Source organism: Heminiphilus faecis, assembly GCF_008728965.1.
Lineage (GTDB): Bacteria > Bacteroidota > Bacteroidia > Bacteroidales > Muribaculaceae > Muribaculum > Muribaculum faecis.
The window spans coordinates 27,236-40,015 of sequence record NZ_VSMC01000014.1; the positions used below are offsets into that span (position 1 = coordinate 27,236).

Sequence of the window (12,780 nt, forward strand, 5' to 3'; positions counted from 1 at the left end):
ATTGTAAGCCTCAAATAAGGTTTTTCATTTGCATCGCCTCATCAGCCAGAGATTTAGCTCTATGTTTAATTTTATCTCTTAATTCTAAATCTCCTATAATCTTAATCGTATCTGCAACTATTTTCTTAATCTCTTCTGCTGATGGTACAGAATCATATTCCATAATCTTATCATATTCCAATAAGGCCTGTAGACTCCATGTTTTATGTGAATTAGAGCCCATAAAAACACATGGTGTTCCGCCCAATGAAGCCATTATTGCCGGATGATATCGGCCTGACACATAAGCCTGTGCATTTGCTAAAATCTTAGCGGCGGCGATTATAGGCGTCTCCATTGATATCAATGGTACAGACGTTTTTTTAGAGACCTCTTTTAAAAAGGTATCGCCCTCGCAAACCTGTATCAAAAAAATATTACCATTATAATTAGCTCGTAATTCTTTCACTAAAGAACTGTAGCTAGATATTGCCTGTTCTTCATCAATTGTTATTTTAGCAGATGAAGATCCGGATATTAAAATATATGGTTCTGTAAAATCAAGATTATAATATGCTTCATCACATTCGGCATCATGGGATAAATAATACTTACCATTATCAATTACATGACTATCATTAACCAAATTATACCATGAAAACAATGCATCGGGTATTAATACCGGCTTTACATCAGGCAGATGTTCTTTTACATAATTAAATGATATATTTTCCCTTGCTACTACCAATTCCGCTTTCCCAAGTATTTCATTTACTAATGCAAGAGTCTTTTCATTGCGTGTATTATTGGGTCTATCAGAAAACATCGCATTCATAAAGAATACTTTTTTACCCAATTTTTCAGCCCAATACATGCACATTGTCATTACCAATGGCTCTCGCCATTGTGGCGTACAGAAAATAAATGACCCTTCCCCATTTACGACCATTGCATCAAAATCATATTGGTCAATATTCAACTCTGATAAAACAGGATTCGCAGGTAAGCACTTTTTCAAATTTTTTATGGATTTCTCCATATCATGAGAGATGAAATCAAACCATTCAGCTTTTTTAGTCACTTGTTGCAACTTGTAACAAACTCTAGCCGCAAATGGCTGCACTTTATTCCAATACTTTAGTTTACCTAGAATTTTATATATAAATGATGGAAAGTATTTAAAGTACACTATACGAGGAAATAAAAATGTAACATTGCCCGTAACTCGACCTACGATTGAATGTTTTGATCCAACAATTAATGACAGAGCCGTACTTGTCGCTCTACATCCATAATTACCTCGTATACGATTATCACCTATGTATAAAATTCTCATATCTAAAGTTTTACAAATCTTAATATCGGTTTTATAAACAATTCTTTTTCTAACTTATTCATACCGAATAAGAAAAACAAGATTAAATAAGTCACAGTATATGTAAGTATGCCGACAACCAATGATATAGGCTCGGAGTAATCACAATAATTTAATGATATTAAACCCATTAATGTAAATACTATTGGAATTGGTAGCATTTTTATTATTTCTTTCCAAAATACGCCTATTGCTATGTTCTGATAAAGTTTATAATAAAGATTCATTATGATACCTTGTCCTATAATCAATGCACCTCCGATTGCGATGGCACATCCTACAGGACCCATCTTTTTCGATAAAAACAATTGGAACCCGAGACTAACAACTGAAATTGCAACATACAATAACGATCGAAATTTCATCTGGTTACGCGCCTGCAAAATAGTAACTCCCGAATTCTGTATTAGCGGAACAAATAGAGCTACAAAAAAAATCAATGTAATATAATAAGAGTCTAAATAACCACTTCCCGCCCATAAGATTATAAAACTTTTTCCAAACACGATGAAACCCGAAAGGATAAAAAGCATTACTATACCTTGCAACCGTCCTGTCTTAATAAATAAATCTGAAATTTCTTTATGATTATTACTCTTGGCAACCATAGCTGTCATTTTCGGCAATAATACACTCGCTATGGATGTAGAAAATTGCATGTACATTTGTTGAAGCATTATTGCTACTGAAAAAATTGCGACAGCTAATGTACCGGATATGGCCCCAAGAACGAATTGCCCTGTTCCCCAATAAATTCTATCCATTACTGCATTCAAGAATATCCAAAATGAGTATGTCGCAATTTCTTTTATAAAAGTCCAATTGAGTTTGCCGAATATAATTTTGACATGTAGTTTCCGCTTGCAATAAATTAAATTCAATATAAGTGTTACAAGATTAAAGATTGTTTGAACGATGACTAAAGCTACAGCTTTATATCCTACAGCAAGAACTAATATCAGAACACCGGTAGAAATTATTATACGAATTATATTTACAACCCTTTGAAACACAAAATTTTCATAAGCAGATATTATTGAGCCAAAAATACTTAATGGGAATGTAAATGCCAGATTAAATGTCAGAAGCAACATCATATATCTCGCTTGATTAAGTTCTGACATCGTCATTGTATTATCAAACAACTCATCAACATTAAAATAAAGCCCTAAGCCACCACATAATGCAATGATTCCTATGATTGAATATACAATAAGAAACATACCAAACATCTCCCATTGTTCTTTCTTTTTTCCTTCCGCACGAAATTTAGCTGTATACCGTATTATAGCATTACCAAAACCAAAATCCAATATTGTAAGGTATGCAATTACAGATGCTACCAGTGAATATAACCCATACTCATTTTGTCCCAAACACCGAAGCATATAAGGAGTATAAGCCAACCCAACTAAAGTGTTGAGAGCGATAATCACATAGTTTAAGACTACACCGGCTTTTAGCTGATTCACGTCTAAACAGACTTATGTATGAAATTAGTCGAGGGAGGGGGCGAGGAGGTAGTCGAGGTCGAGGCCGTAGGCTTGGCGGTCGTTGGGGTCGAGGTTGGGGTTACGGGAGAGCTGGCGGAGGAGATGCAGTTCAAGGTGAGCGGCGCAGTCGGCAGCTATGTATCGGTAGCGGGCGGTGCGCACAAAGTGAAAAGCGGCACGGAGAGTATCGGCGTCGCCGGCATCAATGTCGTCAAGACGTGATGCATAGTCGGCGGCAAGTCTGTGCTTGAACGCATCCTGATCAGGCACGAAAGCAATCAGGTCATTGTCGATAAGCGATGTGGCTATGCTTAAAGCTTCATCAAGAGTCATGTCAGCGAACTCCGCCGAACCGGCGCAGAGCTTCATCCATCGGTCAAGCGTGGATGAGTACCACAACAGCGGTCGATCGAAATACAATGGATCGCGACGTGAGAGTCGGGCCGATATGACCCCAAGCAATGCGGAATCGGATATCTGACGGTCGCCTTTAACTTTGGCATTGAATACATGCGTGTACCAACGGTTAAGAAACTTCATTGATGCAGGCCGGTGAAAAGCCATTCTATACACAAGATCAAACGGATACAGTGCCGTGAGTACAAGGTGGGGCGGTATGGTATGAATGTATCGCTCTACCCCGTCTATCCAATGCTTGGCCTCTTTAACCACGGCAGAAAGCGGTGCGGGAGCCACATCGCGAGTGCGGTATGGGGCTGTACGCTGCATCAGCGAAAGCAGCAGGTGACCGGCACCGAACACTTTATTGCCGTCGGTATAGTCGACGACAGAGCAGTCAGGGATATTGTAAGTCGTTAAAACGTCGGTTATCATTCAGCGTATAGGCTCGACATCAACAAGATCGATAGCGCATTTGGCGCACCCGAGTATATCAAGACGGACCAATAGTTCACTTTGCCCTTCATTTGACACAAGGACCTCGCCTTCAAGTCCACACAAGCTGCCGCGGATTACCCTGACTCTGTCGCCTCGTCCGTAAGTACGGTCGACAAGACCTACCGGAGTGTCGGAATGGCCTAACATGAAGCGCAGATTTCTAATCTGCACCTCGGGAATAGTGGCCACAGGCCTGCCGCCTACAGTCGACGCGGCGGCTTTATTGGTGAGGAAACGCGATATGTATGGCTCGTTGACTACAATTCTGCGCTCACACTCTGTACAATATATAAATACAGCGGAAGTGATGACCACACGGTCGACAGATACGCGCCGTCCGGTGCGCGATACCCTGACATCTTTTTGTGTGGCAACAAAGCAGTCGTAGCCCGCTTTATGGAGTTTTTGCGCCGCCGACTTCTCGGTATTGTTCTTAACAATAGCAATGAACCAATACCTTTTGTCCACGCCTACGGCGCTGCCGACATCAAAAGATTCCGGCGTAACAATGTGTGATTCAGTTTTGATATTTATGGAATTAATATCCATACGTCACAATCTCTTTATAAGAGATACTTAATCGTATGCAAAATTAGCAATTATTTATTAAACAGCGTAATTTGGACATGAAAAATTATATACAATTGGCTCAAACAAGTGAGTGTTTATCGAAAAGAGAAGCTCTGTGGGCGTAATTTACTGAATTACAAGTACATTGTTACTTATCACAATCTCTTATAAAGAGAGTTGCATTTTATAGTCATCAAAAGCCGGTAAAGGCTTTCGCCTCTGTAAGCCGAGGACGAAGTCCCCGAATCAGAGCGGTAAAACACCATAAAAGAGTCAGTCAATGACTCTCGCTCCATGTTTACAAGAGATGATTAATAAGCACAATTCTTTTTCAGACTCGAAACCGAATGGTGTATCACTAACCGGGCACTTCGTACCCGACTAACAGATAGCTTGAGTCTTTAACAGACTCAGCATGTTGCTACACAAAACATCATCACATAGGATATTTAGCAGGTCAGATGCAAAACCCGTTTGAAGAGTTAACGTCCTGTCGGAAAGCAGGTCCGCCAATACCATGGCGTCCGTTTATCCGTATGGCCATATAGTCCGGAACCGGCCGATGTATTACCGGCGCTCCTACAAGAAGAGTTATATTTAAACAACCGTTTTTTTACATTGACGGCCGAAACCGACCGATGCCGAGTCGGTTTATTTATTGCGGAAATCCAAAGAGAAATGTCCGGAGACATGAAGCATCGAGAGGAAATAGACCATCCCCTCATAGTAACGGTATTTTCCGGTAGGCGGCTCAACATCCCAAAGGCGTTGAACGTACTCCTTGGCAAGTTCACGATCAGCCTCGTCATCTGACGAAGCCAGCGCAAAAGCGGCCACGGCATTTGCGCCCGCCATACCTACGCTGTATTCTCCTTCTGAATATTTACCGTCGAGAGTGAAACGAGAGTGCCTGAAGCCGTCATTTTTAAAAAAGCGAAGCAATCGGCGCATACCGTCGGTCTGCCGTTCTTTATCCTCACCGGTCAAGTAATAGTCCATACCCACGTTCATGGCACAACGGATAGCGTCGTACATGTACATAGACGTGTCATAACCAGAATATTTCCAGCGGAAAGGAGAACCGTCATAATTGCTGTAGTCCGGGTAAAGTCCGGTCACAGGATGGGCGGCATCTATAAGATGAGATCGAGATGCTGATGCGGCTTTAGCCCAAAAATCACGATTATCGGCAGCGGTGGCCGACCACATCTGCAGAAATGCCGGCAGATGATATGACGGGTCGGTGAAATAGTATCCGCCCCTATCGGGCACAAACGTTATCATATAATTGTCGGAGTTAAACAGGTTGTAGACTCCTGTCGCCTCTCCGTTCTTGTTCATTATTTTATGAAGTATAGCATTGGCCTCATCGGTATAAAGGGGTTCATCCCATCGCTGCCCCGCAAGCAATAATGATGTGACGTAATACAATTCGCCGTCGGAAGCGTTGCTGTTACCTATCTTATTGCCTTCCGCGTCGCACTGCCAGCAAAAATATCCGTCCCACGGTGTGGATTTATCATAGGCCATATTGGCTTTACTCCACGACCAGAGCCGATCAAACTCATCGCGCCTGTCAAGCTGAACGCTTATCATCATTCCATACGACATACCCTCGGTGCGCACATCATTGTTTCCGGTGTCCATTATAAAGGCCATACCGTCATCAGACAGATAATATACGCTCTTCTCGCCATCACGATCGTAACGGTCCAAATCGCCCGGAGTGAAAAAATGGTGCCACAAGTCATCTATACGCCTATCCACCTCTTCCCTATCTTTACCGAGAAGTGTTGTAAATAGATTCTCGCCCGACATGGGAAATGCAGTCAACACGACAGCGATTGTCAAGGTCAGACGTAGGGCTATGTTCATCATTAAGTTCATATTATATATGTATCCTTTTTATTTTTCAAACAGGCGTGCCATAGAGCGCTTGTCCTCACGCTCTTTGATAGACTGGCGTTTGTCGTATTCTTTTTTACCGCGACCGATGCCTATTACAAGCTTGGCAAGACCGCGCTCGTTTATAAACAAGCGCAGGGGCACGATAGTGAATCCGGTTTCCTTGCCGTTTTTTTCAAGTTTTGCAATCTCTTTTTTATTAAGGAGCAATTTACGGTCGCGGCGTTCGGCATGGTTGTTGTACGTGCCATAAAAATACTCGGCGATGTACATGTTTTTAACCCACACCTCGCCGTTATTTACAAAGCAGAACGTATCGACAAGACTTGCCTTGCCTTGACGTATAGATTTAATCTCTGTTCCCGTCAACACTATGCCGGCGGTGAAAGTATCGGTAATCGCATAATCAAAGCTGGCCCTGCGATTCTTTATGTTGATATCCTTAGCATTCATAATCAAGCGTGCAGTAATAATCTTCTAAACAAAAATTCAAGCACATAAGGCGGAAGCAGGATGGAAATTGTGCTTAAAAATATATATTTCACGCCACTGTTATCTTTTATGCACATATATCGTGCGCCCATCCACATAACCAGCAATACAAATACAGGCAAAAACTGTACAACGGAAAGCTCCATCGGTATACAGTTGCCTATTACAGATATCACAGCCAACAATGACAGATTATATATAATATATGTGTGATACTTCTTTTCATTCAATTCACCGTCGACCATTGACCGACCGAATACCGAGAACATGAATGACGCAAAAAAATATGACGCAAAATAGGCTATGAAAGTTATTATAGCCCTTTGCACAAGCTCAATAAGTCCGGCATCAATGTCATAAAAGTGCCTTATAAACACGGTGCAAGCGGTTATGCCAAGGAGCGGATAAAACCCTTCGGCACATATCTTTCGCGGATCATCACCTTTGGCGGCAATGTCCTCCCATCCTTTGGCGGGAGATATAATAAGTTGTATGAGAAGTCCTAAAAACTTTAACATCAGAAGCAATTTGATACCGCAAAGTTAGCAATATATCTTAAAAAAACAGTAATTTTGTATTTACGAAATTTTTTTAATAAAATACCATATGTTAAAGACAATTTTAGCAATTGCCGGAAAGCCCGGACTTTTCAAGCTGGTGAGCCAAGGCAAAAACATGCTTATTGTAGAAGCTCTCGCAACCGGCAAGCGTACGCCCGCTTACGCCCATGACAAAGTGATATCGCTCGGTGATATCGCCATCTATACAACAGAAGATGACGTGCCCCTCGGCGATGTATTGGAAACGATAAAGACCAAGAACGAAGGTAAGGAGGTCGACGTGAAATCATTCAGCGACGATCATGAACTCCGCAAGTACTTCAAAGAGATACTGCCCGGCTTTGACGAAGACCGTGTGTACACCAACGATATAAAGAAAGTGTTTAACTGGTACAACCTGCTTGTAGCCGCAGGTATAACCGACTTCGTTGAAAAAGAAGAGGCTCCGGCTGAAGAACAGGCCGAAGAATAAAACAGTATACACCTAAAGCAGAGAGGAGCTGCATCGGGCCATTACGCACCGATACAGCTCCTTACCTGTTTATAGAGCTATGGCATTGTCAACCTTTTCAGGCAACAGTGCTATGTCAAATACCTCCATGACGGTATTGACATAATGAAATGTAAGTCCGTCGACATAAACCGCATCAATGTCAGCTATATCTTTACGATTTTCAACGGAAAGCACGATATCGGTTATTCCGGCACGCTTGGCGGCGAGTATCTTTTCCTTTATTCCGCCGACAGGCAACACTTTACCTCGTAAAGTTATCTCGCCGGTCATGGCGAGTTTCGATTTTATACGACGCTGAGTGAAAGCCGAAGCTATAGATGTGGCCATTGTGATACCGGCCGATGGTCCGTCCTTTGGTATAGCTCCTTCGGGAACATGAAGATGTAGCTGATATTTTTCAAACAGTTCGTCATCAATGCCGATTTCAGCGGAATGACTGCGCACATACTGCAAGGCTATTGCCGCTGATTCTTTCATGACATTGCCGAGGTTGCCAGTCAGAGTAAGTTTATCGCCTTTAGTCTTTGACAGAGAAGATTCAATGAACAGAATCTCGCCCCCCACCGCAGTCCAAGCAAGACCGGTAACGACTCCGGCAAATTCATTGCCCTCGTAACGGTCCTTGTTAAATTTCTCCACACCGAGAAATGCATTAAGATGCTTCGGCAATATCTTGGACGGAACCTTGTTGCCAAGCATCTTTTCCAAAATCACTTTTCTTACGATTTTCGAAATCTCCTTCTCAAGCTGACGAACACCGCTCTCCGATGTATACTTCTCAATGATTACGGCAATCGTCTCCGGTGCAATCTTTATATCTTTCGAACCGAGATTGTTCTCCGCTATGATGCGAGGTATTATATGACGTACGGCAATCTCTACCTTTTCCTCAAGCAAATATCCGGCAAGGTCTATAATCTCCATACGGTCAAGAAGCGGCTGCGACAGAGTGGACAGTGTATTGGCCGTTGCGATAAACAAGACTTTTGACAAGTCGTAATCCACATCGACATAATTGTCATGGAAACGGCAGTTCTGCTCCGGATCAAGCACTTCAAGAAGCGCCGCCGACGGATCGCCTTTGAAATCACTGCCTATTTTGTCTATTTCGTCAAGCAGAAGCACCGGATTCGAGTCACCGGCACGCTTTATCGCATCTATTATACGTCCCGGCATAGCACCTATATAAGTACGACGATGCCCGCGTATCTCAGCCTCGTCATGCAGACCGCCAAGCGAAACACGCTGATATGAACGCCCCAAGGCATTGGCAATCGACTGGCCCAAAGAGGTTTTACCTACCCCGGGAGGTCCTACAAGACATATGATCGGCGACTTGCCGCCGGGATTATTCATAAGCACGGCTATCTGTTCAAGAATACGCTGCTTTACTTTAGGCAGTCCGTAATGCTCTTTGTCAAGGATGTCACGTGCAAGCTGAAGGTCTGTGTTCAATTCGGAATACTTCTGCCACGGCAAATCGAGCAAAGTCTCAAGATAGGTATATTGTACGGAATAATCAGGACTTTGCGGATTCAGACGAGCCAGCTTGTCAAGCTCCTTGGCAAATACTTTTGCCGCAGCATCGGTGAAATTGACCTTCTCCCCTCTTTTGCGAAGTGAATCAAGTTCATCTTCCGTGTCACCATACAATTCCTGACGAATGGCCTCCATCTGCTGCTGAAGAAACGCCTGACGCTGGTTCTGCTCGAAGTTCTCACGCGCCTGCGATTGAATCTTCTGCGCCACCTCATGCATATGTTCCTGTTCGGTAAGTTCCAGCAAAAGTGTGCGAGCTCGTTCTTTTATATTATTCTCAGCCAGCAGAGCGCCTTTGACACTTGATGAAAAAGGCGACTGACTGCATATCATATTGATAAGCCCCACGGAGTCGGGATAATTCTGTATGTTGTGAACAAAATCCTGAGCTCCCTCCATATTACGGAGCAATTTAAGCATCAGTTCTTTTACGGCCTTTACTATAGCCGGGAAAGTCATGTCATTTTTACGAGGCTTCTGCTCCTTAAGCATCATGACTTTCAGATGTATGCGTCCGTCAAAAGAATAACGGTCTGAATACCCGAGGACCTGAAATTTGTTACGCGCTCTTACAAGAGCCGTACGCTGACCGTCAGGCAAATCAAATATCTTCAGCACATCGGCCACCACACCAAACTGCTGCAGTTGATCGATACTTGGATTTTCAACTTCCGGATCAAGCTGACACACTACACCGATCGGTGTACCTGTCTCATAAGCCATCTGAGCAATCTGCTTGGATTGTTCTCTCACCAATGCCAAAGGAGTTGTTACTCCCGGGAAAAGCACAAGATTCTGTGTGGCAAGTATCGGCAAAGCGTCCGGATTAGGCTCACTGTTAAATTTGTCAGGGTTAATCTCAATCTGCCCCAACGATATTATGCGCGGATTATCTTTATCTGTTCCGTTGTTCATCTGCTAACAATGCATTAAATACTTCTTGAAAGCCGGGAATTGGGCCGGCATTTTAACCGTAGACTTCTCTCCTTTCATAAATGCGGCCAGTTTAGCCGGCACTTCAACCGGTCGGTCTATTATACACTCAACCGTGTCCTTGAACTTGGCGGGATGCGCAGTTTCAAGAAAAACCCCGACTTCACCGGGACGCATGTATTCGGCCAACGCTCTGTATGCTACGGCACCATGCGGGTCAAGAAGATATCCGTCTGTATCATAAACTGAACGAAGTGTAGCCTTGATCTGTCCATCATCATAACTGCATCCTGATATATCAGCTGTTATAGCTTCATGAGAATTTCCGTAAAGGTCAAGTATACGGGCAAAATTGGACGGATCGCCGACATCCATGGCATTAGCTATGGTAGCCACCGATTTCCGCGGATTGTAACTGCCGGTCAGGAGATATTCAAGAAATACGTCATTTCTGTTATTAGCGGCAATAAAACGTTTTATCGGCAGGCCCATGCGTTTTGCTATCAGACCGGCACAGATATTGCCGAAATTACCGCTCGGTACAGCCACAACAATATTGTCAAGATTCACACCGGCACGTGCCAACTGTGCGTAGGCATGAAAATAATAAAACATCTGAGGCAGGAAACGTGCCACATTTATCGAGTTAGCCGAAGTCAGTTTCATCGCTTCATTCAGCTCCTTATCCATAAACGCCGACTTAACGAGAGCCTGACAGTCATCAAACGTACCGTCGACCTCCAGTGCGGTAATATTGGCTCCAAGTGTGGTGAACTGCGCTTCCTGAATTTTGCTTACCTTGCCTTTCGGATAAAGCACATGTACTTTAACCCCCTCAACATTAAGAAAGCCGTTAGCCACGGCACTGCCTGTATCACCCGACGTGGCTACAAGCACATTTACCGTTCCGCGTCCTTCACGCTCATTGAAATATCCTAACAGACGCGCCATAAAACGCGCGCCAACATCCTTGAATGCGAGAGTAGGACCATGAAACAGTTCAAGCGCATAACGGTCATTGCCAACTTTTACCAACGGTATTTCGAAGTTGAGTGTGTCGTTGACTATATTCTTCAACGTCGAAGAGTCAATATCCTCCCCGAAAAGCGTATTAGCTACAACATAGGCAATATCACCAAGCGACATCTCCCCTATATGCTTGAAAAACGCGGAGGGAATAGTCGTTATGCGTTCAGGCATGTAGAGCCCTCTGTCAGGAGCAAGCCCACGCACCACAGCTTCTTTAAGCGAGGCTGTCGGTGATGTCTTGTTGGTACTGTAATATCTCATTATATAGTTATGTTTATTTTATCAGTAAGTTCATAAACGTATCACCGGCTACAGTTCCGTATGCTCCTTTCGCGGCGGCCGCCTCCGAGAAGACCTGAGTGGCATCAGGCTTGTCTCCGGGCCGGTATATAAGAAACGGCACCGCATCGGAAGTATGAGTACGCAGACGGCACGGTGTAGGATGATCGGGCAACACGGCTATAGCAAGCGGCTCATCCATGGTATCAGCAACCTCCACAATCGGCGCGAGTATGCGTCTGTCAAGATACTCGATTGTGCGTACCTTCAACTCGACATCGCCCTCGTGACCCGCTTCATCACTTGCTTCTACATGAAGAAACACGAAGTCATTCCCGGCACGCAACGCATCAATGGCGGCTTGCGCCTTACCCTCGTAATTGGTATCATACAGACCGGTGGCTCCATCGACATGAACAGGCTCAAGCCCGGCATAGCGTCCTATACCGAAAATGAGGTCAACAGCCGATATTACCACTCCCCGCCGTATGGGATAAGTGTCGCTCAAGTGACGCATAAACGGGCGATAACCCGGCGACCACGGCCATATACTGTTGGCCGGTTCTTTACCTTCCGCTATACGACGCAGGTTAACAGGATGCTCTGACAATATACGCTGCGACTCAACGATAAGTTCATTAAGTATATGTGCTGTGGACTCCGACTCGACACACAACGGTTTTACCATGACCTCCGATACTACAGCTCCGGGCACATCATGAGGCGGCGTACAGTCAAGACGTTTGTCACCATCTTTTATAAGAAGCAGGTGACGATAAGATACTCCGGGATAAAACATAATACGGTCACTCCCGAGACTATCCTGCAATGTCTGTATAAGTTCCCGAGCTTCTTCGGTAGAGATATGTCCTCCTGAATGATTCTTTATCCTACCGTCATTAACGGTTATAAGATTACAGCGCATGGCCATATATCCCTCAGGAATATCAACCCCCATGCTCGCCGCCTCAAGAACGCCACGACCTTCAAATGCCTCGTTCACATCATACCCGAGTACCGTCATGTTAGCGACCTCGCTACCGGGATGAAATCCGTCAGGCACTGTATGAAAAAGGCCGGTGCAGCCTTTGGCTGCCAACATATCCATTACAGGAGTGTCGGCAGCTTCAAGAGGGGTCCTGCCTCCGAGTGCATCGACAGGTTCATCGGCCATACCGTCGCCCAATACTATCAAATACTTCATCTATATATACT

General features: G+C 44.0%; 11 protein-coding genes. 1 reads left to right on the forward strand and 10 read right to left on the reverse strand.

The genetic code is table 11. The features are described 5' to 3' along the window. Positions 1–10: 10 nt before the first annotated feature. The 7 genes from FW767_RS07420 to FW767_RS07450 form a co-directional block, all read right to left on the reverse strand. Positions 11–1,315 carry a polysaccharide pyruvyl transferase family protein gene (locus tag FW767_RS07420; protein WP_121699415.1) on the reverse strand — a complete coding sequence of 435 codons (1,305 nt, stop codon included), beginning with the start codon at positions 1,313–1,315 and terminating at the stop codon, positions 11–13. A gap of 2 nt (positions 1,316–1,317) precedes the next feature. Continuing rightward, positions 1,318–2,826 (reverse strand): oligosaccharide flippase family protein, encoded by a 1,509-nt coding sequence (locus FW767_RS07425; RefSeq protein WP_150980449.1) that lies wholly within the window; start codon positions 2,824–2,826, stop codon positions 1,318–1,320. 24 nt (positions 2,827–2,850) lie between these two features. Further along, complete coding sequence (locus FW767_RS07430) at positions 2,851–3,681, reverse strand: hypothetical protein (RefSeq protein ID WP_121699417.1); 831 nt, start codon at positions 3,679–3,681, stop codon at positions 2,851–2,853. Further along, positions 3,682–4,293 (reverse strand): UpxY family transcription antiterminator, encoded by a 612-nt coding sequence (locus tag FW767_RS07435; RefSeq protein WP_150980452.1) that lies wholly within the window; start codon positions 4,291–4,293, stop codon positions 3,682–3,684. Between the two features lie 672 nt (positions 4,294–4,965). After that, positions 4,966–6,192: a glycosyl hydrolase family 8 gene (locus tag FW767_RS07440; protein WP_205523858.1), complete on the reverse strand. Its 1,227-nt coding sequence runs from the start codon at positions 6,190–6,192 to the stop codon at positions 4,966–4,968. A gap of 27 nt (positions 6,193–6,219) precedes the next feature. Further along, on the reverse strand, positions 6,220–6,672 hold the full coding sequence (smpB, locus tag FW767_RS07445) for an SsrA-binding protein SmpB (RefSeq protein WP_121699420.1): 453 nt from the start codon (positions 6,670–6,672) through the stop codon (positions 6,220–6,222). A gap of 2 nt (positions 6,673–6,674) precedes the next feature. Then, positions 6,675–7,229 carry a hypothetical protein gene (locus FW767_RS07450; protein ID WP_121699421.1) on the reverse strand — a complete coding sequence of 185 codons (555 nt, stop codon included), beginning with the start codon at positions 7,227–7,229 and terminating at the stop codon, positions 6,675–6,677. A gap of 88 nt (positions 7,230–7,317) precedes the next feature. Between FW767_RS07450 and FW767_RS07455 the strand changes: the two genes are divergently transcribed. Continuing rightward, positions 7,318–7,743 carry a DUF5606 family protein gene (locus FW767_RS07455; RefSeq protein ID WP_121699422.1) on the forward strand — a complete coding sequence of 142 codons (426 nt, stop codon included), beginning with the start codon at positions 7,318–7,320 and terminating at the stop codon, positions 7,741–7,743. Positions 7,744–7,812: 69 nt separating this feature from the next. Here the strand turns inward: FW767_RS07455 and lon are convergent, their stop codons facing one another. The 3 genes from lon to FW767_RS07470 are packed head-to-tail and all read right to left on the reverse strand — an operon-like array spanning position 7,813 to position 12,769. Beyond that, a complete protein-coding gene (gene lon, locus FW767_RS07460; protein WP_121699423.1) occupies positions 7,813–10,239 on the reverse strand; it encodes an endopeptidase La in 2,427 nt (808 codons plus the stop codon). A 3-nt stretch (positions 10,240–10,242) separates the two neighbouring features. Further along, entirely contained in the window at positions 10,243–11,547 is a 1,305-nt protein-coding gene (thrC, locus tag FW767_RS07465) for a threonine synthase (RefSeq protein WP_121699424.1), read from the reverse strand. A 13-nt stretch (positions 11,548–11,560) separates the two neighbouring features. Continuing rightward, positions 11,561–12,769 carry a cofactor-independent phosphoglycerate mutase gene (locus FW767_RS07470; protein WP_121699425.1) on the reverse strand — a complete coding sequence of 403 codons (1,209 nt, stop codon included), beginning with the start codon at positions 12,767–12,769 and terminating at the stop codon, positions 11,561–11,563. Positions 12,770–12,780: the final 11 nt, after the last annotated feature.

Excerpts from the sequence above, each read along its gene's own strand:
- FW767_RS07420 (WP_121699415.1), bottom strand. The coding sequence starts at position 1,315 with ATGAGAATTTTATACATAGGTGATAATCGTATACGAGGTAATTATGGA.
- FW767_RS07430 (WP_121699417.1), bottom strand. The coding sequence starts at position 3,681 with ATGATAACCGACGTTTTAACGACTTACAATATCCCTGACTGCTCTGTC.
- FW767_RS07435 (WP_150980452.1), bottom strand. The coding sequence starts at position 4,293 with ATGGATATTAATTCCATAAATATCAAAACTGAATCACACATTGTTACG.
- FW767_RS07440 (WP_205523858.1), bottom strand. The coding sequence starts at position 6,192 with ATGATGAACATAGCCCTACGTCTGACCTTGACAATCGCTGTCGTGTTG.
- smpB (WP_121699420.1), bottom strand. The coding sequence starts at position 6,672 with ATGAATGCTAAGGATATCAACATAAAGAATCGCAGGGCCAGCTTTGAT.
- FW767_RS07450 (WP_121699421.1), bottom strand. The coding sequence starts at position 7,229 with ATGTTAAAGTTTTTAGGACTTCTCATACAACTTATTATATCTCCCGCC.
- FW767_RS07455 (WP_121699422.1), top strand. The coding sequence starts at position 7,318 with ATGTTAAAGACAATTTTAGCAATTGCCGGAAAGCCCGGACTTTTCAAG.
- lon (WP_121699423.1), bottom strand. The coding sequence starts at position 10,239 with ATGAACAACGGAACAGATAAAGATAATCCGCGCATAATATCGTTGGGG.
- thrC (WP_121699424.1), bottom strand. The coding sequence starts at position 11,547 with ATGAGATATTACAGTACCAACAAGACATCACCGACAGCCTCGCTTAAA.
- FW767_RS07470 (WP_121699425.1), bottom strand. The coding sequence starts at position 12,769 with ATGAAGTATTTGATAGTATTGGGCGACGGTATGGCCGATGAACCTGTC.